The 21,143-nt window shown below is 34.2% G+C and carries 20 protein-coding genes; 5 read left to right on the forward strand and 15 right to left on the reverse strand.

Translation table 11 applies throughout. The features are described 5' to 3' along the window. The 4 genes from pepT to EDB96_RS10510 form a co-directional block, all read right to left on the reverse strand. Positions 1-1,278 (reverse strand): peptidase T, encoded by a 1,278-nt coding sequence (gene pepT / locus EDB96_RS10495; RefSeq protein WP_134140672.1) that lies wholly within the window; start codon positions 1,276-1,278, stop codon positions 1-3. Between the two features lie 117 nt (positions 1,279-1,395). After that, entirely contained in the window at positions 1,396-2,535 is a 1,140-nt protein-coding gene (locus EDB96_RS10500; protein ID WP_057119160.1) for a formylglycine-generating enzyme family protein, read from the reverse strand. 95 nt (positions 2,536-2,630) lie between these two features. Continuing rightward, complete coding sequence (locus tag EDB96_RS10505; protein ID WP_134140674.1) at positions 2,631-3,596, reverse strand: DUF6515 family protein; 966 nt, start codon at positions 3,594-3,596, stop codon at positions 2,631-2,633. Positions 3,597-3,688: 92 nt separating this feature from the next. Continuing rightward, complete coding sequence (locus EDB96_RS10510) at positions 3,689-4,909, reverse strand: OprO/OprP family phosphate-selective porin (RefSeq protein ID WP_134140675.1); 1,221 nt, start codon at positions 4,907-4,909, stop codon at positions 3,689-3,691. 254 nt (positions 4,910-5,163) lie between these two features. Here EDB96_RS10510 and EDB96_RS10515 point away from each other — a divergent pair, with 254 nt between their 5' ends. Continuing rightward, positions 5,164-6,198, forward strand: coding sequence for a quinone-dependent dihydroorotate dehydrogenase (locus tag EDB96_RS10515; protein ID WP_134140677.1), 1,035 nt, complete (start codon positions 5,164-5,166; stop codon positions 6,196-6,198). Here the strand turns inward: EDB96_RS10515 and EDB96_RS10520 are convergent. Next, entirely contained in the window at positions 6,184-6,900 is a 717-nt protein-coding gene (locus tag EDB96_RS10520; RefSeq protein ID WP_134140678.1) for a DUF3307 domain-containing protein, read from the reverse strand. The two genes, EDB96_RS10515 and EDB96_RS10520, sit on opposite strands and share 15 nt — an antisense overlap. Next, positions 6,897-7,511 (reverse strand): hypothetical protein, encoded by a 615-nt coding sequence (locus EDB96_RS10525; RefSeq protein ID WP_134140679.1) that lies wholly within the window; start codon positions 7,509-7,511, stop codon positions 6,897-6,899. Before EDB96_RS10525 ends, EDB96_RS10520 begins: the two co-directional genes overlap by 4 nt. Positions 7,512-7,720: 209 nt before the next feature. Between EDB96_RS10525 and EDB96_RS10530 the strand changes: the two genes are divergently transcribed. The 4 genes from EDB96_RS10530 (at position 7,721) to guaB (ending at position 12,297) form a co-directional block, all read left to right on the forward strand. Continuing rightward, positions 7,721-8,587, forward strand: a complete 867-nt coding sequence (locus EDB96_RS10530; RefSeq protein ID WP_134140681.1) for a hydroxymethylglutaryl-CoA lyase — start codon at positions 7,721-7,723, stop codon at positions 8,585-8,587. A 77-nt stretch (positions 8,588-8,664) separates the two neighbouring features. Further along, positions 8,665-9,216: a hypothetical protein gene (locus tag EDB96_RS10535; RefSeq protein WP_134140682.1), complete on the forward strand. Its 552-nt coding sequence runs from the start codon at positions 8,665-8,667 to the stop codon at positions 9,214-9,216. Continuing rightward, entirely contained in the window at positions 9,213-10,613 is a 1,401-nt protein-coding gene (locus EDB96_RS10540; RefSeq protein WP_134140684.1) for a DUF5723 family protein, read from the forward strand. The genes EDB96_RS10535 and EDB96_RS10540 overlap by 4 nt, the downstream gene beginning before the upstream one ends. A gap of 211 nt (positions 10,614-10,824) precedes the next feature. Next, a complete protein-coding gene (gene guaB, locus EDB96_RS10545) occupies positions 10,825-12,297 on the forward strand; it encodes an IMP dehydrogenase (RefSeq protein ID WP_057119143.1) in 1,473 nt (490 codons plus the stop codon). A 62-nt stretch (positions 12,298-12,359) separates the two neighbouring features. On the opposite strand, the gene EDB96_RS10550 is transcribed toward guaB, so the two are convergent. The 9 genes from EDB96_RS10550 to EDB96_RS10590 form a co-directional block, all read right to left on the reverse strand. Next, positions 12,360-12,650: an RNA polymerase alpha subunit C-terminal domain-containing protein gene (locus EDB96_RS10550; RefSeq protein WP_134140685.1), complete on the reverse strand. Its 291-nt coding sequence runs from the start codon at positions 12,648-12,650 to the stop codon at positions 12,360-12,362. 8 nt (positions 12,651-12,658) lie between these two features. Beyond that, positions 12,659-13,027 carry a DUF6547 family protein gene (locus tag EDB96_RS10555; protein ID WP_057119139.1) on the reverse strand — a complete coding sequence of 123 codons (369 nt, stop codon included), beginning with the start codon at positions 13,025-13,027 and terminating at the stop codon, positions 12,659-12,661. Between the two features lie 68 nt (positions 13,028-13,095). Next, positions 13,096-14,235: an FAD-dependent oxidoreductase gene (locus tag EDB96_RS10560; protein ID WP_057119136.1), complete on the reverse strand. Its 1,140-nt coding sequence runs from the start codon at positions 14,233-14,235 to the stop codon at positions 13,096-13,098. Positions 14,236-14,291: 56 nt separating this feature from the next. Next, the gene (locus tag EDB96_RS10565) at positions 14,292-14,882 is read right to left on the reverse strand and encodes a TetR/AcrR family transcriptional regulator (protein WP_057119134.1); all 591 of its coding nucleotides are present in this window, start codon (positions 14,880-14,882) and stop codon (positions 14,292-14,294) included. Positions 14,883-15,299: 417 nt separating this feature from the next. After that, positions 15,300-16,187: a L,D-transpeptidase gene (locus EDB96_RS10570; RefSeq protein ID WP_134140687.1), complete on the reverse strand. Its 888-nt coding sequence runs from the start codon at positions 16,185-16,187 to the stop codon at positions 15,300-15,302. Between the two features lie 104 nt (positions 16,188-16,291). Then, positions 16,292-16,876: an NUDIX domain-containing protein gene (locus EDB96_RS10575; RefSeq protein WP_134140688.1), complete on the reverse strand. Its 585-nt coding sequence runs from the start codon at positions 16,874-16,876 to the stop codon at positions 16,292-16,294. A gap of 52 nt (positions 16,877-16,928) precedes the next feature. Continuing rightward, positions 16,929-18,200, reverse strand: coding sequence for an adenylosuccinate synthase (locus EDB96_RS10580; RefSeq protein WP_057119127.1), 1,272 nt, complete (start codon positions 18,198-18,200; stop codon positions 16,929-16,931). A 95-nt stretch (positions 18,201-18,295) separates the two neighbouring features. Beyond that, the gene (locus EDB96_RS10585; protein ID WP_057119866.1) at positions 18,296-18,754 is read right to left on the reverse strand and encodes a Fur family transcriptional regulator; all 459 of its coding nucleotides are present in this window, start codon (positions 18,752-18,754) and stop codon (positions 18,296-18,298) included. Between the two features lie 88 nt (positions 18,755-18,842). After that, a complete protein-coding gene (locus EDB96_RS10590) occupies positions 18,843-21,065 on the reverse strand; it encodes a RelA/SpoT family protein (RefSeq protein WP_134140690.1) in 2,223 nt (740 codons plus the stop codon). Between the last annotated feature and the right edge of the window lie 78 nt (positions 21,066-21,143).

Below are 21,143 nucleotides of genomic sequence, written 5' to 3' on the forward strand. Positions count from 1 at the left end.
TTATCTTTTTCTTTTAGGTTTTTCAGTTACATCAAAAATTCCTGGAATTGCAGTAAGCTCAGCAATTTTTACGATTACGTCTGTCGCTTTTTGAATGCTTTCGGCAGGAACATATTCATATTTTCCGTGGAAATTATGTCCGCCCGCAAAAATATTTGGGCAAGGTAATCCCATAAAAGATAATTGAGAACCGTCAGTTCCGCCGCGGATTGGTTTGATGATCGGTTTGATGTTTAATTCTCGCATCGCTTTTTCAGCGATATCAACAATATGTTTTACTGGCAGAACCTTTTCTTTCATATTGTAATATTGATCTTTTACGACTGCAATTACGATATCTTCACCAAATTTCTTAGCAAATTTTTTATTGAATTTTTTGGCAATTTTTTCGATAAGCTCTTTTCGCTTTTCGAATTTCTTTTTATTATGATCACGTATAATCAATTCTAAAACTGTTTCTTCGATGTTTCCTTTTATGTGATGAACGTGAAAAAATCCTTCGTAACCTTTTGTTTCTTCTGGGGTTTCTCCTTTTGGAAGTTCATTGATAAATTCATTTGCCAAAAGCATAGAATTAATCATTTTTCCTTTTGCATAACCAGGATGAACACTTTTTCCTTTAAAAGTAATTTTAGCTCCAGCTGCGTTGAAATTTTCATATTCTAACTCGCCAATCTGACTTCCGTCCATCGTATAAGCCCATTGCGCTCCAAATTTTTCTACATCAAAATGATGCGCACCACGTCCAATTTCTTCATCTGGAGTAAATCCAATTCTGATTTTTCCATGTTTAATTTCTGGATGCTGAATTAGATATTCCATTGCCGAAACAATTTCTGTAATTCCCGCTTTGTCATCGGCACCAAGAAGTGTTGTTCCGTCGGTTGTAATAATGGTTTGCCCTTTGTATTGCAGTAAATCTTTGAAATAATTTGGAGATAAAACAATGTTTTTTTCTGCATTCAAAACAATATCTTTTCCGTCGTAATTTTCAACAATTTGAGGCTTCACATTGGCACCGCTAAAATCTGGCGAAGTATCAAAGTGAGAAACAAAACCTACTGTTGGAACTTCGTGATCTACGTTGCTTGGCAGCGTTGCCATGATATACGCTTTATCATCAATAGTTACATCTTCAAGTCCGATTGTTTTTAGTTCTTCAACTAATTTATTGGCCAAATTCCACTGCTTTTCAGTACTTGGCGTTGTTTGCGAATTTGGATCTGATTCTGTATCAATTGTTATATAACTAATAAAACGATCTATGATATGTTGCATTTCTTTGATTTTTTAGCAAATATAGAAAATTTTTCTCCTGCATAATTTAGCTTTCCATATCTGAATTAATAAAAAAAGGGATTCTGTGCAGAATCCCTTTCATTTGTTTTTTTACTATTATTTGCTTTTGACGCATCTAAAACCCACATGATTTGCCGCAGATCTAATTTCGCCTTTTCCTCTCGTTCCAACCATGTATCGTGTGCAATATTGGTCGGTACATAAAAATGAACCGCCTCGATGAACTCGTTTAACTTCTGTCGGATCATTTGGATCATTATAAGCATCAGGTCCTTGCGGATTTTTTACTGTTTTGCCGCTATCGGCCAATGATTTGTAATAGTCAACACTATACCAGTCATTTACCCATTCCCATACATTTCCTGCCATATCATATAAGCCATAAGCATTTGGTGCATATTGAGCTGTAGGAGCAATTCCTTTAAATCCGTCTTCGCCAGTATCGCCATCTTTAATTGGGAAATGCCCTTGATAAATATTGGCTTGAAATTTCCCTTTCGGTTTTAAATCATTTCCCCAAGCATATAGATTTCCTGTTTTACCACCTCTAGCAGCAAATTCCCATTCTGCTTCTGTCGGAAGTCTTTTTCCAGCCCATTTTGCATAAGCTGCTGCATCTTCGTATACTACATGTACCACAGGATATTTTTCTTTGCCTTTAATTGTACTTTGAGGACCATCAGGATGTCTCCAGTCGGCACCTGGCTCATAACGCCACCATTGCAGGAAATTGTTTAAATTAACAGCAGATGGAGTAGGTGTAAAGACAACCGAACCCGTTACAAGATCGTTTTCATTCGCACCAGGAAATTCTTCTTTGGTTGGTTTTTGCTCTGCAACCGTAACATAACCAGTTGCTTTTACAAATTTTTCGAACTCTTCATTGGTAACTTCGGTTTTATCCATATAATATCCATCAACATATACGCGGTGAATAGGAGCTGCATCTTTCGTTACACCTTTGATACTACATAAACTTTCATCTTCGACATTGCTTCCCATTGAGAATTCTCCGCCTGGAATCCAAACCATACCTTCTGGAGCTTTTCCTGCAGGTTTATCTTTATTTTCGATAGTTGGCTTAAATACTGAGGGTGCTGAAGTGTTTGGAATTTCATGACATTCTGCAGTTTCAGCTATTTCTTTTTTAGGCACCATTAATTTGGTATAACCGTAAGCAAGAGAAATAATAGAAATTGTCAGGACAGCAAAAATCCAAAAGGTTTTATTTTTCATGGTAATTGATTTTGATCTGAATTGGTTGTCAAATTGATGGGATAAAATTATAAAAATAATTATTAATACTATAGTAATTATATAGGATTAATAAATTATTTGTCTTTTTCAACAAGAACTACTTCATATTTTTCTTTGCCGTCAACTTGAACGGGTTGATAATAAGTTTCTCCAAATTTTACATATTTTACATCTCCAATCGTAACTTCTTCGCCGCCTTCTGGTAAATTATCAACTATTGTTCCTGCTGTTGGAGGCACAACCTTATAAGTATTGCCGTCTTTTTCATAATAAGTTCCTCCATAGTAATAATTATTTACTGTTCCTGTATTAACAGTTTGTGCGCCGCTTGGAATATTATTAACAGTTCCTCCAACTGGAGCCGGAACAGCCGTGTAACCTCCGTTAGAAGGTGCATACCAAACTCCCTGATCATAATGATATTGTGAACTTTCGACGCTTACTACTATTGCTGTAACCGCTAAGGTTGCTACAAAAAATCCCCAAGGATGCCATGTTGGTCCATAGTAATAAGGTCTGTAAGGATGAAAATAATATGGATTATAAGCATGATATCTATAACCGCCATATACATACGGAGGACGTGCATACACAACAGTATTTCTTCTCACGACAGTGTTTCGGTTATTATTTATCGTTATATCTCTACTTCGGTCAACATTTCTTGTATTGCCGCTTATGTTTGTATTTCTATTGCCTGAATTTATGGTGTTATTAGAATTACGGTTTGTTGTATTGTTTCTGTTGTTAATGCTAGTGTTCGAGCTATTTGTAGGTCTGGTTACTTTAGTTCCCGAGCCATTAGATCCAGGTCTAGTTACTGCTGGTTTGTTTGTAGAAGGTCTGTTTACAGCTGGTCGGGATTGGTTTGCGGGTCTTGTTGCCGCAGGCCTTGTTTGAGTTCCTCCACTCGGTCTGTGAACTCCTCCGCCATTTCCTCCAACTCGTCGCTGCGCCATGCTGTCAATAGAAATCAAAAAAAACGATCCAGCTAAACAAGTTAGTACTGCTTTTCGTATTGTTTTATTTATATTTTTCATTTTCAGTATTTTAAGTTAGATAAAGTTATTAAAAAAAAGAATTTGTATTTAAGATTTAGGCAAGTATTTTTGATTTAAAAAATAGAATATTCTTACAATGAAATATCCCATTGTATTCTAAAACGCCAGCCTTGCTCAAGCGGTAAAGTTTTATCCTGAAAACTAAAATAACTTACTTCAGAAGTTAGTTTATTTTTATGGCCTTTAAAAAACCAATTAAAAGCCAATGTCGACTCATCTTGTCTATTTTGTCTTATTGAATTATCTGGTCTGTAAGCAGCATGTCTTCCTGCCATTTCCAAATGTTTTGGCCACCAATCGAAAACATTATGAAAGAAATATCCAGCCTGAACATAATATCCTTTTAGCGTTGTTGTTTCATTATTGTTTAATTTATCAATAATTTCTTTAGTATGCCATTCGCTCTGCCAAGAAAAACCACGATACATAAAAGCCGTTTCTACATTCCATTGATTAACTCTATATTGACCTGGCAAACCATTTTCGTATCCTTCTAAGGAACCTCCACCAGCTTGAGAAAAACGAGTGTATGGACTTCTATTTGTTATGGCTGAAAAAGCAATAATTGGTGTAAGTTTTTCGTGAAATTCTAAATCACAGCCTTCAAAATCCAAAAATCGACCCAAAAAATTCCATTGCGCTCTTCCAAAATACATTAAATGGCTGTCATCATTTACCGAACTTCCTCGTCCAGTTCCTGTCAGCGCAGCCGCCCAGTAATTAAAGTCAGCTATGCCGCTGCCTTTCAAATGTCCGTAAACTTCGACTCCCAATTGTCTGTCTACTGTAAACGGACGATTAATTAAAGACCGCTCTGCCATTTGCTGTTCGCCGCTGCTAATGAAACGTTCGCGGGTAAATTCTGTTTTCCATTGCCCGACTTTAAAACTCAGCCACTCCCATTTTTCGATCATAATTCTAAAGTCAAGTAAGTTGGACTGACTTAATTCGTATTCCCAATAGTATTTTAGCCAAGGTTCAAAAGCATGTCCGCCGACTTTTAATCTGGCACGATTTATTTTAAAAACCGTTTGTGCATCTTGAGCATAATCATCGTAAGTAACTGGATCTGCATCGTAAGGAGTAGAAAAACGAAACTGAAATCTGCTTTGTAATTGAAATAGAAATTTATTATCTCGTGTTTGTAATTCGATTCCCTTGTTGCCATAACGGACAGTCATCAGTTTTGTAGTGTCTTTTTCATGCTGCGAAAAGCCTTTAAAACCAATTAATAATATGAGAATTAATGACAGAATGATTGGGTTTCGATTTGTTGGATATTCTTTATACATATAGTTGCATTGATTTGTATAAAAGATTCTTAATTGCTTCAAAATTAATTAATAAAAAATCTGAAGCAGGTAGTTTAAGTGCTTGAAGTTGTTTCATATTATAACTTGCAACCTTAAAAATTGAATTTTTGACTTTATGTTTTTAATTATGTTTTTGAAGAATGAAACAAAATTGAAATTATTTGTTTTTGTAAAAAAGCACCTTTTTAAACTATAATATTTAAATTTGCACCCAAAATAACAACAACACACTCATGTATAAATTGATAATTCGTCCGATACTTTTCTGGTTTGATCCTGAAGAAGTGCATTACTTTACTTTTTCATTTGTTAAATTCATTTCAAAAATCCCAGGAGTTTCGTCAATTATAAGATCAATTTATGAAGTAAAAGATTCTCGATTAGAAAGAGAAGTTTTCGGAATTAAATTCAAAAATCCCGTTGGACTTGCAGCAGGATTTGACAAAGATGCAAAGTTGTACAAAGAACTTTCTGATTTTGGTTTTGGTTTTATTGAAATTGGAACCGTTACGCCGGTTGGTCAGGAAGGAAATCCAAAAAAACGTTTATTTCGTTTAAAAGAAGATCAGGCAATTATTAACCGAATGGGTTTTAATAATGGCGGCGTTTTGGAAGCTGTAGAACGTTTGAAGAAAAATTCTGGAGTTTTGATTGGAGGAAATATTGGAAAAAACAAAGTAACTCCAAACGAAAATGCTGTAGACGATTATATCATTTGTTTTGATGCTTTGTTTGATCATGTAGATTATTTTGTAGTGAATGTAAGTTCGCCAAATACACCAAATTTAAGAGCTTTACAAGACAAAGAACCTTTAACTGCTTTGCTGCAGACTTTGCAAAACAGAAACATTGAAAAGCAGAAAACAAGTACGCAGAAAGTAAAACCAATTTTATTAAAAATTGCTCCAGATCTTACAGATGAGCAGTTGTTAGATATCATAGATATTGTAAAAACTACCCAGATTGCTGGAGTAATTGCAACCAATACTACAATTTCAAGAGACGGTTTACAATCTGCAAATCAGTCAGAAATGGGAGGTTTGTCTGGAAAACCATTGACAAAACGCTCTACAGAAGTAATTCGTTTTCTTTCTGAAAAAAGCAATAAAGCATTTCCAATTATTGGAGTAGGCGGAATTCATTCTGCAGATGATGCGATCGAAAAACTAAATGCAGGAGCAAGTTTAGTGCAATTGTATACAGGTTTTATTTATGAAGGTCCAGCGCTGATTAAAGCAATCAATAAAAAAGTTTTAGGGCAGTTGTAAAAGAAGCGCCTGAAGAATTAATCCGACTATTATCGCGATTCCGAAACTAATTAAAGTACCAATCATCACGTATTCGGTGAGCTTGCGGTCTTTGGCTTCTTTTAAATCTCCAAATCGAAAGATAGATTTTGCGGCCAATAAAAACCCTATTGCTTCAAAATGAGCAGTTAGGATAAAGCAAAGTATAAATAAACGTTCTAATATGCCAATGTAATTTCCTGCACTGGCAAGAGAATTGTCTTGATGGCTGTTTTGACTTTCTGGACTCCAGATCGAAATAATGGTTTTTATGAAAATAGAAGTGGGCTTGGTTACCAATAAAATTCCGGTGATTAAAATCCAGAATTCATTCATAACCCAAAAGTCGATAATGCCATTATTTTCGTAAAGCATTACAACGGCAATTAATATAATAATGTGCGCAATTTGGTCTGCAACAAACCAAGTTCGCTTTGTTTTTGCTTTTTGAAAATTGAGTTTAATTAAGTCAATGATACCGTGGGTAACAGCAATTAAAACCGCATAAGGTATAAAACTGACTTTTCCAGCCACAAGCGCAGCTAAAACTCCGTGAAGTAAAATATGAACATACAAGTAAATACTTTTATGTTTTTTAATTTCTTTATCGGCTACCCAAGAATTAGGCTGCCAGATAAAATCTCCCAGTAAATGAGCTAAAAGCAGTTTTATAAATAAAATCATGAGGCTGTAATTTGTTTTATTTCTTTTCTAAAATAGCGGTCTAAATTCATAACCAAATCAAACTGAGCGCGTTTTTGTCTTCGGCTTACCGCAGCTTGATTAATTCCTAGTTTTTGTCCTAATTCTTCTTGAGACAAAGTGGGATTTTCTATCGCGACGGCCACAAATTCTGCCGATTGCACCAGCCAGCTGTCCATAAAAGTTAAAGCTAACTGCAGCATTAAATTTAGTTTTTCGTCAAAATCATTGTTTCCAGTTCGAAGTGCCAATGTGACTTTCTGTTTTTTTAAAGTCTCAAAAAGTTCTCCAGAATGTATAAAGGCAGAACCATTACTTTCGGATATTCTTTTGGCATTATGAGTTTTATCTCCAAAGCCAATACTCATTCGCGCATCTGATTTTATAGCTCGTAAATGCGCTTTTACCAAAATGGCAGCTAATATAGCGTCTTCTGGATTTGGAATCTCAATTTGAAATTCATCTCCGCGGTAAACCTCCCATTTATTGGGTGTTGATCCAAATGGAGCTAAGATGTTTTTTAAATCATCTACCCAATGATCTGATTTCTGCTGTCTTGAGCCAATTATATCGCCTGTAATTACGCTAGTCATAATCAAATATAATTAAAAAATAATAAACTTTGTATTACAAATATAAGTAATAAAATTAATTATTACTCTTTTTGGTAATATTTAAAATTATTACATTTTTAGGTAATAATTCTTTCTATTACGATATTAGGTAATAACTGCATTATCTAAAATTATCTTTTATTTATTTAAAAAAGAAACTAACTTAGCCTTTTACAAATGAGTAAGCTTTGAATAAAGAAATCAAAATTATTGAATGCCCTAGAGATGCCATGCAAGGCATTAGGGATTTTATTCCGACCAAAAATAAAGTTTCCTACATACAAGCTTTGCTTAGAGTAGGCTTTGATACTATTGATTTTGGAAGTTTTGTTTCTCCAAAAGCTATTCCGCAAATGCAGGATACTGCTGAGGTTTTAGCACAGCTTGATTTGTCTCAAACTTCAAGTAAACTACTTTCTATAATTGCCAATACTCAAGGAGCGGTTAAAGCATCAGAATATGAGCAGATTCAATATTTAGGATTTCCGTTTTCTATTTCCGAGAATTTCCAGATGCGTAATACACATAAAACGATTACAGAATCTTTAGTTACGCTTGAAGAAATTTTAGAAGTTGCTTCTAAGAAAAATAAAGAAGTAGTCACCTATCTTTCAATGGGTTTTGGAAATCCTTACGGAGACCCTTGGAATGTTGAAATTGTGGGAGAATGGACGGAAAAACTTGTTGGAATGGGAGTGAAAATTTTATCACTTTCAGATACTGTTGGAAGTTCTACCCCAGACGTTATTACGTATTTGTTTTCGCATTTAATTCCTAAATATCCTCAAGTAGAATTTGGCGCTCACCTGCACACCACACCTGACAGCTGGTTCGAGAAAATCGATGCTGCCGCAAAAGCAGGCTGTACTCGTTTTGATGGTGCAATACAAGGTTTTGGAGGCTGTCCTATGGCAACCGATAAATTAACCGGAAATATGCCGACAGAAAAACTAATTTCTTACTTCACTGCTAATAAAAAAACTACAGGCTTAAACGCTCTAAGTTTTGAAAGCGCTTATAATGAAGCTTCAAAATTGTTCGGAAAGTTTCATTAAAAAATAGTTATTTTTCTTACCTTAGATAATGAATGTAAACATTAAGCGTTACATTTATTATTCATATAATTTTTGTTATGAAATCGAATTCTTCGCGCAAAATTTCAAGCATAATACTTTTGGCTTTTTTATTTTTTTCCTGTTCAAGTGATTTAGATTTCGATCAGGTAAAAGATTTAAAGTTAGAGCCCGTCTTCGTAGCAAATCTTGCTTATTTTGATATTCCTGCTAATCAGCTTATAGATGATGGGGGAACTCACATTGCTTTTGATACAAGAAGCTTTGACGTTTTTAAAGAAAGCTTTTTTACCAACCGTTTGAAGAAAGCAGAATTTAATTTCGAAATTGAGAATAATATTGATAGAACTTTTATTGTGAATCTGCTGTTGATGAACGATGATAATCAAATATTGCAAACCATATCTTATACCGTTCCGGCTTATCAAGGAATGACGAATGTTATAAAATATCCGACAGAAGTGTTTGAAAACGAGCGATTAAATCTTTTAAAACAAACGACCAAAATTGGTTTTGTAGTTATAATCGCCGCTGGGCCGCCATTAAATAATGAAAGTTTAGGAAATTTAAAATTGAGATCAAGTGCAACAGCTTATTTAGTGATCGAATGAGAAAAATATATCTGATTTTCTGCATCGTTTTTCAGCTTTCTTGTTTTTGTCAAAATAAAGAACTGTTGTATAATTTCACTTCTATTCCACAATCCTCTCTCGTGAATCCTGGAGCCGACGTATCGTATAAATACTATTTTGGTTTCCCAGTTCTATCTGGAATTTCTGCCAATGTAGGTTCAAACAGCTTTTCGGCGTATGATTTATTTGCCGATAATGGAGTAGATTTTAATCAAAAAGTTCGAGACGTAATTAATAGATCGTCTAGTAATGATAAAGTAGTAACCAATCAACAGTTAGAAATATTCTCTGGTGGCTTTAGAGTTGGAGGCAGAGAAAGCCGTTCGTACGTTTCGTTCGGATTGTATCAGGAATTTGATTTTTTCATGTACGTTCCAAAAGACCCGGCTTTATTGGCGTTAAACGGAAATAGAGATTACATTGGAAAATCATTTAATCTCGGAGATATAAGTGCTAAAGCTGAGGTGCTTTCTGTATTTCATGTCGGATATCATAAAAAAGTAAGCGATAAATTTGTATTTGGAGGACGCGCCAAAATCTATTCAAGTGGTGCAAATGCTACTTCAACTAAAAATTCCGGTTATATCTATACAGGACAGAATGCTGGAACTCCAAATTTGTACAATCAAATCATTTCTTCAAATTTAGAATTAAAAACTTCTGGAATTTCTAAATTCACAAAAGATGAATACGAAGGAAATGTAGTCCGAGATATTGCTCATAATACCTTCTTTAATGGAAGTTTAGGACTCGGATTAGATGCTGGAATTACCTATTATATAAAAGAAAATTTACAGCTTACAGCAAGTATAGTCGATCTAGGTTTTATAAGGCAGACAAAAGATATTGAAACACGCACCTACAAGGGAACGTATCAATACAATGGTGTAAATCCTGATTTTATGGGTACTGATAACCCAGAAAATGTTTTTGATGAATTTAAAGAAGCCATACCAGAAGAAACACTTTACAATAAATATACAACTTGGCGTCCTACTAAATTTTATTCCTCAATTCAATATTCATTTGGAGAAGCGCGTCCAGATGACGAATGTAATTGCAGAGGACAAGTCGAAAAATATTATAAAAATGCAGTAGGAGCACAGCTTTTTGCCATGACAACGCCACGTGAACCTTTAGTTGCTTTGACTGCTTTTTATAGAAGAAATATTTTTAGAAAATTAGATGTAAAAGCCACTTATACCTTCGATACATTTTCAAACAAAAATATCGGATTAGGACTGGCGGGAACAATTGGTTCAGTCAATCTTTATGCTTTGGTAAATAATATTCTCGAATACAAAGATTTGTCCAAAGCCAGAAGCGCGGCATTCCAGATCGGAATCAATTTTGTATTCCAAGATCGAGAGGATTAATTCAAAAAACTTTCAATTTTTTAAATTCCAAATTCCAATTAGATTGGGATTTGGGATTCAAAAAGATTGGAATTTGAAATTTAAAAGAATGAAAATTTCAAATTGAAAATTTGTAAAACTATTCTTGTAAAGTTAAATTTATGAATAAGTTAGTATTCAAGTTTCCAATTTATTCACTATATTTGCACGCAATTCAACTAGAAATTGCAACATGATAGCACACAACTCCAAGATTATCGGCGAAGGTTTAACTTACGACGATGTATTATTAGTACCTAACTACTCGAATGTGCTTCCCCGCGAAGTGAGTATCAAATCAAAATTCTCAAGAAACATTACATTAAACGTTCCGATTGTATCTGCTGCTATGGATACTGTTACAGAAAGTGCAATGGCAATTGCTATGGCGCAAGAAGGCGGAATAGGTGTTTTACATAAAAATATGACTATCGAACAACAGGCAGGAAAAGTTCGAAAAGTAAAACGTGCTGAAGCAGGAATGATTATCGATCCGGTAACATTACCAATGAACTCTACAATCGCTGACGCTAAAAATGCCATGAAAGAATTCGGAATCGGAGGTATTCCAATCGTTGACGAAAACAAAATCCTTAAAGGAATTGTTACCAATCGTGACTTACGTTTCGAGAAAAATGGTGCAAGACCAATCGCTGAGGTTATGACAAGCCAAAACTTAGTAACTGTTTCTGAAGGAACTTCATTAGAGCAGGCAGAAGTGGTATTACAAGGTCATAAAATCGAAAAATTACCAGTTGTAAACGAGAAAAACGAATTAGTTGGTTTAATTACGTTTAGAGATATTACAAAACTGACCCAAAAACCAATCGCTAACAAAGATTCATTTGGTCGTTTAAGAGTTGCAGCTGCTATTGGAGTTACTGGAGATGCAGTTCAAAGAGCTGAAGCTTTGGTAAATGCAGGTGTAGATGCAATCATTATCGATACAGCACACGGACATACAGAAGGTGTGGTAAACACATTAAAAGAAGTAAAATCAAAATTCCCTCAAATAGATGTTATCGTTGGAAACATTGCAACACCAGAAGCTGCTAAATATTTAGTAGAAAACGGTGCTGACGGTGTAAAAGTTGGAATCGGTCCTGGTTCTATCTGTACGACACGTATCGTTGCAGGTGTTGGTTTTCCTCAATTCTCAGCAGTTTTAGAAGTTGCTGCAGCTATTAAAGGAACTGGAGTTCCAGTTATTGCTGATGGTGGAATTCGTTATACAGGTGATATTCCTAAAGCAATCGCTGCCGGTGCTGACTGTGTAATGTTAGGGTCATTATTAGCAGGAACAAAAGAATCTCCAGGTGAAACTATCATTTTCGAAGGAAGAAAATTCAAATCTTACCGCGGAATGGGGTCTGTTGAAGCTATGCAGACAGGTTCTAAAGATCGTTATTTCCAAGATGTTGAAGACGATGTTAAAAAATTAGTTCCAGAAGGAATTGTTGGACGTGTTCCTTATAAAGGTGAATTAAACGAAAGTATGCTTCAATTTATTGGAGGTCTTCGTGCTGGAATGGGATACTGTGGTTCAAAAGATATTCCAACTTTACAAGAATCTGGGCGTTTCGTTAGAATTACTTCAAGCGGAATCACTGAAAGTCATCCACATAACGTAACTATTACAAAAGAAGCTCCAAATTATTCTAGATAATTTTTAGTTTTTTATATAAAAGCAAAAGGCGTAAGATTTAGTTCTTACGCCTTTTTTAGTTGTTAATCTTTAAAACTAATACCATTCTTTTTTAATTCTTCTAATAATTTTGGAATGCTGCTTGGACCAATTCCATGCCAAGATAAAATTTCTGCTTGACTATACTTAGATAAATCTTCGACCGTATTTATATTTTTACTTTCTAAAGCTCTTCGAGCGGGAGCTGATAGAACAGATAAAAGTCCTGATTTTGGTTTTCTCTGCGCTTCGCAAATAGGACAAGTAGGGCAGTCACTAGTTTTGGTATAGCGATGCCCTTTTTTGCAAGTTCTATTATTTTCTGAAGAAGTCATTTTTGAATTTATTCTTTTGATTTGTACTTACTAAATTTAGCATTCCATCCATCTTCTGAATAAGATTCCCCATGAATTCCATCGCTAAGTTCAACGATGTTTTCCCCATTTACTGATATTTGAATATTGTTTTCAAAATCAGCCAATTCTTGTAATGAAAAAAGAAAATTATGAATTGCTGTATCAATACTTTTAATAATAATTTCTTTGATTAACTCTTTTTGTGATTCATTAAATTTACTAATTTCAGTTTGTATTTTTAAATTTGAAGGCGCTTTAGATTTATTGTTTAAAAGGGTTTCTGCATTTTCAATTCCATTGTCTCTTAAATTTTTAACTAAGAATTCTCCAAAAATATCGAGCGATTGTTTTGACATTTTAATCTTTGATTATAGTTTCAATCTTTCAAAATTATTGAAAAATACTCAAATTAATTTCATAATTATTAAAACCTGCTATCTAAAATATCTTGTGCAACAATATCAGAATGCAGTAAATCTTCCATTTTCTTCGTCATACGCTGTGCTTCTAGAGCATAACCAAACATCTTTTTCTCGTAATCAGCAATTGCATCGTCAATTGTTTCGAATTTTCCTTCGGTTAGGTTTTTAGTTAAATGATAAGCATCAAATAATCCCATGTTTACACCTTCACCTGCAAACGGCGGCATTAAATGCGCTGCATCGCCGACAAGAGTAATGTTAGAATGTTGTTTCCAAGGTTCTTCTAGTGAAAACAATCTTAAAGGTAAACCTGAAAATTCACTAGAAGCAGTAAAGAATTTTTTATAATCGTCTCCCCAGTTTTTAAACTTTTCGTTTAAAAATGAAATTACAGCTTGATCATCTTCAAAATCAATTCCGTTGTTCAGAATCCAGTTTTCATCGGCTTTAAAAGAAACCCCGAAATGTACTGATCCATCTCGCATGGTATGGGTGTAAAACATTTTATGATCACCCATTGCCATCACATTTCCGTTACCATACTTAGGTTTAAATTCAGGATACTCTTGATCTGGATTTGATATTTCTCCCTGAATTATATAGGTTCCAGAAAGCTGCGGTTCTTGATCGCTTACAAATTTTCTAGCATTCGATCTTCCTCCGTTTGCCACAATTACGAAATCAGCGACTGCAGTTTTTCCATTTTTGAATTCTAAAAAATATTGATTTTCAGTTTTTTCAATATTAATTAATTGACTGTTCCAGACAACTGTATTTTCTTCAAGATTATCCAGCATTATTTTTCGGAGATCATTTCGGTCAATTTCTGGGCGTGAAAAAGCATTTGTTTCATCTGGCATTTCGTCAGATGTTATATTTCCGTCCATATCGGCCATTTTTTCGCCAGTCGGTCGGGCATATTTAAGAAATTCCTCCATTAAGCCTGCTTTTTGAATTGCCAACTGACCAGAATTTGAATGTATATCAAGCGTTCCGCCCGAAGTTCGAGCTTGAGCATTTATATCTCTTTCATAAACCGTAACATCGGCACCATTTATTTGTAAAATTCGGGCAGTTGTAAGTCCAACAGGACCGCCGCCAATAATGGCTATTTTTTTATTTTCTATAATTGAAGTTTTCATTTTATTAAAATTGAATTTAATATGATATTGAAATTTAAAATTGCATTTTGATAATGTTAAGGTGTCAGTGCTTTTAAAACCAAATTAAAAGTTTCATTTTTTAGATCGTCATTAAGTACAAAAGATTTTCCAGACATCGATTTTCCCTCTCTATGAAGTTCTAAAAGAGAATAAAGTGAACCGTAAGCAATGCTCCAAAAAACTTCAAAAGTGACAGGAACAAGTTCTTTTTTTTCAATTGAAGAAAGCATAAATTGTGACATAGTTTGTTTAAATTCGCCGGTAATTTCTGCTAAAATTGCATCACCGTAAGTAGAGTGTTTCAAGAGTTCAAAACAAGTTGCTTCTAAAGTAAAATTAAGCAGGAAGTCAATCCGATTTTCCCATTGATTTCTCAATCCGTCTTTAAAAGACATTTCTGGAGAAAACCCGTTAAGCATTTTATTGAAAAGATTACTGCCAATTTCAATTCCAATCTTCCGGATCAAATCTTCTTTATCTGAGTAGTAAATGTAAAGCGTAGCAACAGAAACCCCACATTCTTTTGCTAAACGGTTCATTCCAAAACCTTCAACACCTTGCTTAACAATCATTTCTATTGCTTTCTGTTTTACAATTTCTTCTTTGTTAATATCTCTTGTCCTCATAATTCTAAATTAATTATGATGCAAAGATATAAATAAATAATAAATGAACGATCGCTTATTTATTATTTTTATAGGTGCAGAGAGACAAGGGTGCTGAGGGACTGAGGTTTTATTGGTGGTTGATGGTTGGTGGTTTATGGTTGGTGGTTAATGGTTGGTGGTTAATGGTTAATGGATAATGGATAATGATTGGTTATTGATTATTAAAGGTTGATTTGTTCGTGGTTGATGATTTTGTTTGAGGTTTTGTGCGATTGGCTATAATCAATTGAATAGGCTCCAGCTTTAGCTGGAGATTTTGGAAAAAATAGGGGAAAGGCTTTAGCCGAATACTTTGTAATTTTGAAAGGCATAAAAAAAGTCAGCTGAAACAATATTTAATCGTTTCAGCTGACTTTTTTACTAAATAAATATATTTTACATAGTTTTTGTTGGCTCGGCTTCTCTTAGATTTTGATTTTCTAGGATCTCTTTTAGAAACGGTTTTACCTGAGTTTCAATTTCCGATTCTGATATTTTTAAAGCTTCGGGATCAGTGGCTAATTTTAGCCAAGGTTTTGGTCCGTCAAAATCATAGCTTCCAAAAACTACAACTGGAGTTCCTTTTACTTTTACATTTTCCTTGTCTTTTAAAATCCATTCATCAGCAAATTTGTAAAGGTATTTAGCATCTTTCTCTAATAATCTTAAACAAGAATGCGAGGCAGGATAACCTGGCAGTTCATATTGGTGAAAACCAACTCCAAGTTTATTTTCGATATTGAAATTCCATTTCAAATCCCATTCGTCATTAAATGTACTGGTAGTTTTTTCTGCTTTCCAATTCGTGAAAAATAGTCCAGTTGGTGTAGGATCTTTTTTTCTTCCCATATTTGTTGGCCCTGTGTAAACTAACTCGCCATTTTCGTAAGCGGCAAAAGTTTGTGTCGGATATGAAAAAAGAATAATCTTTGAAACTTCCTGTAAAGCTGAAACATGCAATGGAAATGGAAGATAATATACTAAATCGCCAGTAAAATCTCCAGGAATTACAACAGAATCTAGTTTTTTAAAGTTGGCTTTATCAGTCCTGTTTAGTGCATATACAATATCCATTTTACTGCTGTCAGCTTCATTAATTTTCAGCCAGTCTTTAGTGTTTTCAACTTTATATGTAATAGCAGATTCCGGTTTTTTATACTCAATTGCTTTTTTAGTAGTTTTATTATTCTCAGTTAAATTGATTGTATCGCTTTTTTTGCAGGAAACTGCTAAAGTCAAAATCAAAATAAGTAACGCGTTTGCTGTGTAATATAACTTTTTCATAGGTTGTATTTTTATGATTGTAAAGTTATAAATGTGATAGCTGAAAAGGGTTACATAATTTTTTGAATTGTTTGTTTGATTTACATTTGAGTAAATAAATCGTGCTAAATCAAACCTTTTATTTTAGCATGTTGTAAAAGCAAAATAGTCTTAGCATCTGTAATTTCTCCAGATTCAATCATTTTGTAAGCTTCATCAAAAGTATATTCTAAAACTTCGATATTTTCCTGTTCGGCATCTAATCCGCCGCCTTCGCTAACTTTCATACTTTCGTCGTATTCACCAACAAATAAATATAAAATCTCTGTTACGGCGCCTGGAGACATATAAGTTTCAAAAACTTTTTGGACTTTAGAAATGCGATAACCAGTTTCTTCTTCAGTTTCACGAATGATCGCAGTTTCAGGATTGTCTTTGTCTAAAAGTCCTGCGCAGACTTCAATCATCATTCCAGATTTATTTCCGTTAAGGAAAGTTGGTAAACGAAATTGACGTGTTAAAATAACCGTTTTTTTAGTTGAATTATATAATAAGATTCCTGCGCCATTTCCGCGGTCGTAAACTTCGCGGTTGTGTATTTCAGGTTCTTCGTTTTCTTTTTTATAGCTGAATGAAACACGGTTTAAAATATACCAATTATCGGATAATAACTTAGTTTCTTTAATTTCTATTTCTGGATTTTTTCTCATATCAATATTATTCAAAAAAAACGCCCTGATTATCAGAGCGTTTTTAAATGTATTATTTTGTTATTGTTTGTTTTCTATCAGGTCCAACCGATACAATTTTGATTGGCACTTCGATTTCTTTCTCAATAAACTCAATATATTCTTTTAGCTCAACAGGTAATTGATCGTAAGTTGTAAGTCCTGTTAAATCTTGCTTCCATCCTTTAAACTCTTTGTAAATTGGAGTAACATTTTCTGGTTCAATGTTGTAAGGGAAGTGAGAGATATTTTGTCCTTTGTAGTTGTATTCAGTACAAACTTTTAAAGTTTCAAAACCAGAAAGTACATCACCTTTCATCATCATTAATTGAGTAACTCCATTTACTTGTACAGCATATTTTAAAGCTACTAAATCTAACCATCCGCAACGTCTTTGTCTTCCTGTTACAGATCCAAATTCGTTACCCACTCTTGCCATTGTAGCACCAACTTCGTCAAAAAGTTCAGTTGGGAAAGGTCCGCTTCCTACACGTGTAACGTAAGCTTTGAAAATTCCGTAAACCTCTTTGATTTTGTTAGGAGCAATTCCTAAACCAGTACAAGCTCCAGCTGCAGTAGTGTTTGATGAAGTTACGAAAGGATAAGTTCCGAAATCAACATCTAATAAAGATCCCTGAGCACCTTCACAAAGAATAGATTTACCAGCTTTTTGAGCTTGGTGCATGTATTCTTCACTATCAATAAAATCTAATTTTTTAAGCTCTTCAATAGCTTCGAAGAATTCTTTTTCTAATTCAGCTAAATTATATTGAATATTAACGTCGTAAAAAGCAATCATAGCTTCGTGTTTGTCTGCTAATGCTCTGTAACGCTCTTTGAAGTCTTCTAATTCGATATCTCCAACACGCAAACCATTTCTACCAGTTTTGTCCATGTAAGTTGGCCCAATACCTTTAAGTGTAGAACCAATTTTTGCTTTTCCTTTTGATGCTTCAGAAGCGGCGTCAAGCAAACGGTGTGTTGGTAAAATTAAATGCGCTTTTCTAGAAATGATCAATTTGCTTTTGATATCAAGATTGAATTTCTCTAAACCTTCAATTTCTTTTTGAAAAACTACTGGGTCAATTACAACACCATTTCCGATGATATTTACTGAATTTTTATGAAAAATTCCAGAAGGAATTGTTCTAAGTACGTGTTTGATTCCGTCAAATTCTAATGTATGTCCTGCATTTGGTCCTCCTTGAAAACGTGCAATAATATCATAATTTGAGGTAAGAACGTCAACAATTTTTCCTTTACCTTCATCTCCCCATTGTAATCCTAGTAATAAATCTACGGTCATTCTGTTTTAATTTGCGTTGGGACAATCTAATTTGTCCTACTGATTATGTAGTTAATTTTTCTTTTTTTTATTTTTTTGAATAATTCCTTTCTGGATTATTGTTTTTCTTTTTTGTTTCCGTAGAAATAAAGTGAGTGATTCGTAATTTCGATATCAAATATTTCTTCGATTGTTTTTTTGATGGTTTGAATTCTTGGGTCACAAAATTCAATTACTTCGCCAGAATCAGTCATGATAATGTGATCGTGCTGTTTGTCGAAATATGATTTTTCGTAGTAAGCTTGATTTTGCCCAAATTGATGTTTTCTAACCAAAGCACAGTCTAACAATAACTCAATCGTGTTGTACAAAGTAGCTCTACTCACACGATAGTTTTTGTTTTTCATTTTGATATAAAGATTTTCTATGTCAAAATGTTCCTCGCTGTCGTAAATTTCCTGAAGTATAGCATAACGCTCAGGAGTTTTGCGATGCCCTTTTTGTTCAAGATACATTGTAAATACGTTTTTTACAATTTCTTGATTTTTAGTGTTGTCAGTTGAAATGAGTGTCATATCCGGCAAAGATAAATTTTTATTTTTAATCAATAAAAGTTTCGGGTTTAAAGTTTAGTTATAAAACCCTTATAGATAGGTTAAAAAGTTAGGTTCTGTATTCTCTGGTAACTTTATCAACTCCGTCAATTTTCTTAATTGCATTAATCATTTTCTTCAAAATGGTGTTATTTTTTACAATTACAGCAATCTGACCGTGAAAAATTCCTGCATCTGTACTCAGCGAAATACTCTGGATATTTACGCTCATATTGTTCGAAATTACTCTTGTCAATTGGTTGGTAAGTCCTAAAACATCCATTCCCGTAATATTGATAATCGCTTTGAATTCCTCTTGCGACGAGTCAATCCATTTAGCGCTCATGATTCGATACGCATAATTAGACTGCATTCCAATTGCGTTTGGACAATCTTTTTTATGTACTTTAATTCCTTCATTAATAGTCACAAAACCAAAAACATCGTCACCAGGAATAGGGTTACAGCATTGTGAAAGTTTGTAATCGAGTTTGTCATGTTCAGTTCCAAAAACCAGCATGTCGTAATTACTGCTGATAACTGGTTTATGAATATCCTCAGCTGCAGTCGTATCTTTATTTCTTTTGATTTTATTTTTAAAGAAATTGATAAACGAATTGCTTTTCTGAGCGGCATAATCTTTTAACTGCTGATTTTCAATCGCGCCGATTCCGACTCTATAAAATAAATCTAAGCTCGTTTTGAGTTTAAAAAAGTTAACTAACTCGTTTGTAACCTGTTCGTTAAAAGTAATTTTTAAATGTTTCAGTTTTCTAATAAGCAATTCTTTTCCTTCTTCTGCGATCTTTTTAGTGTTCTCGTTCAGAACATTCTTGATCTTATTTTTTGCTCTAGAAGTCGTTACGTATTCCAGCCAGTTTACCGTTGGTTTCTGATTTGGAGAAGTAATTACTTCAACCTGATCACCACTTTTAAGTTCGTAATTCAAAGGAACTAATCTTCCGTTTACACGTGTTCCTCGAGTCTTAATTCCGATTTCAGAGTGAATGCTAAAAGCAAAATCCAAAGAAGTCGCTCCTTTAGGCAGTGATTTGATTTCTCCTTTTGGCGTAAAAATGAAAATTTCTTTTGAATATAAATTCATTTTGAAATCTTCAACAAAATCTACTGCATTGGTTTCAGGGTTTTCTAATGCTTCTCTCAAAAGATTCAGCCAAACATCTAAACCACTTTCTTCTGTTGCTCCATTTTTATATTTATAATGTGCAGCATATCCTTTCTCAGCAATTTCGTCCATACGTTCGCTTCGCACCTGAACTTCAACCCAGCGTCCTTTTGGTCCCATTACTGTAATGTGAAGTGCTTCGTAACCGGTAGATTTTGGTGACGAAATCCAATCACGTAAACGGCTCGGGCTTGGTCTGTAATGGTCGGTTACGATTGAATAGATTTTCCATGCCACAAATTTTTCATCGTGGGCATCCGATTTATAAACGATTCTAAGTGCAAATTTGTCGTAAACTTCATCAAAGCTTACATTTTGAGCACGCATTTTTCTACGGATAGAATAAATAGATTTTGGTCGGCCTTTGATGATATAATCAATACCTTCATTGTCTAGAGATTTCTTTAAAACATCAGAAATATCTTTGATGTAAGCATCTTGTTCTTCCTTGGTTTCACGAATTTTACTGACAATATCATTGTAAACAGCTGGTTCGGTATATTTTAAGCCTAAATCTTCAAGTTTGGTTTTTATATTGTAAAGTCCCAAACGGTGGGCTAGAGGAGCATAAATATATAAAGTTTCAGATGCGATTTTGGTTTGTTTATATTCCGCCATCGAATCCATTGTCTGCATATTATGAAGACGATCGGCCAATTTAATGAGAATAACGCGGACATCATCATTCAATGTCAGAATCATTTTTCTGAAATTTTCAGCCTGCATTGAAGCATTCAAATCTTTTTGAACTAACGAAATCTTAGTAAGGCCTTCAACCAATTGCGCTACTTTCGGATTAAACAAACGCTCAATATCTTCAACTGTAATTGGAGTATCTTCTACAACATCGTGAAGTAAAGCCGCGGCAATAGAAGTCGCTCCCAGACCAATTTCTGAGGCAACAATTTTTGCAACTGCAATAGGATGAAAGATATACGCTTCTCCCGATTTGCGTCTCTGCTCTTTGTGGGCATCAACAGCAACATCAAAAGCTTTTCGAATTAATTTTTTATCAGCTGGGCTTAAAGTTTGGTAACTTATTCGAAGTAATTCCTTGTATTCCTGCGCAATAGCTTTATTTTCTTTTTCAATATCTATTTCTGTCATAACGGCATAGTTCAAGTACTAAAAATAAGAATTAGTTTCTATATACACAAGGTTTTGCGGTTGTAGATTTTAGTCCCG

The sequence above is a fragment of the Flavobacterium sp. S87F.05.LMB.W.Kidney.N genome (assembly GCF_004366435.1).
Classification (GTDB): Bacteria; Bacteroidota; Bacteroidia; order Flavobacteriales; family Flavobacteriaceae; genus Flavobacterium.

Excerpts from the sequence above, each read along its gene's own strand:
- guaB (WP_057119143.1), top strand. The coding sequence starts at position 10,825 with ATGATAGCACACAACTCCAAGATTATCGGCGAAGGTTTAACTTACGAC.
- EDB96_RS10540 (WP_134140684.1), top strand. The coding sequence starts at position 9,213 with ATGAGAAAAATATATCTGATTTTCTGCATCGTTTTTCAGCTTTCTTGT.
- EDB96_RS10515 (WP_134140677.1), top strand. The coding sequence starts at position 5,164 with ATGTATAAATTGATAATTCGTCCGATACTTTTCTGGTTTGATCCTGAA.
- EDB96_RS10590 (WP_134140690.1), bottom strand. The coding sequence starts at position 21,065 with ATGACAGAAATAGATATTGAAAAAGAAAATAAAGCTATTGCGCAGGAA.
- pepT (WP_134140672.1), bottom strand. The coding sequence starts at position 1,278 with ATGCAACATATCATAGATCGTTTTATTAGTTATATAACAATTGATACA.
- EDB96_RS10520 (WP_134140678.1), bottom strand. The coding sequence starts at position 6,900 with ATGATTTTATTTATAAAACTGCTTTTAGCTCATTTACTGGGAGATTTT.
- EDB96_RS10585 (WP_057119866.1), bottom strand. The coding sequence starts at position 18,754 with ATGACACTCATTTCAACTGACAACACTAAAAATCAAGAAATTGTAAAA.
- EDB96_RS10560 (WP_057119136.1), bottom strand. The coding sequence starts at position 14,235 with ATGAAAACTTCAATTATAGAAAATAAAAAAATAGCCATTATTGGCGGC.
- EDB96_RS10565 (WP_057119134.1), bottom strand. The coding sequence starts at position 14,882 with ATGAGGACAAGAGATATTAACAAAGAAGAAATTGTAAAACAGAAAGCA.
- EDB96_RS10535 (WP_134140682.1), top strand. The coding sequence starts at position 8,665 with ATGAAATCGAATTCTTCGCGCAAAATTTCAAGCATAATACTTTTGGCT.
- EDB96_RS10510 (WP_134140675.1), bottom strand. The coding sequence starts at position 4,909 with ATGTATAAAGAATATCCAACAAATCGAAACCCAATCATTCTGTCATTA.
- EDB96_RS10555 (WP_057119139.1), bottom strand. The coding sequence starts at position 13,027 with ATGTCAAAACAATCGCTCGATATTTTTGGAGAATTCTTAGTTAAAAAT.
- EDB96_RS10550 (WP_134140685.1), bottom strand. The coding sequence starts at position 12,650 with ATGACTTCTTCAGAAAATAATAGAACTTGCAAAAAAGGGCATCGCTAT.
- EDB96_RS10500 (WP_057119160.1), bottom strand. The coding sequence starts at position 2,535 with ATGAAAAATAAAACCTTTTGGATTTTTGCTGTCCTGACAATTTCTATT.
- EDB96_RS10505 (WP_134140674.1), bottom strand. The coding sequence starts at position 3,596 with ATGAAAAATATAAATAAAACAATACGAAAAGCAGTACTAACTTGTTTA.
- EDB96_RS10570 (WP_134140687.1), bottom strand. The coding sequence starts at position 16,187 with ATGAAAAAGTTATATTACACAGCAAACGCGTTACTTATTTTGATTTTG.
- EDB96_RS10575 (WP_134140688.1), bottom strand. The coding sequence starts at position 16,876 with ATGAGAAAAAATCCAGAAATAGAAATTAAAGAAACTAAGTTATTATCC.
- EDB96_RS10525 (WP_134140679.1), bottom strand. The coding sequence starts at position 7,511 with ATGACTAGCGTAATTACAGGCGATATAATTGGCTCAAGACAGCAGAAA.
- EDB96_RS10580 (WP_057119127.1), bottom strand. The coding sequence starts at position 18,200 with ATGACCGTAGATTTATTACTAGGATTACAATGGGGAGATGAAGGTAAA.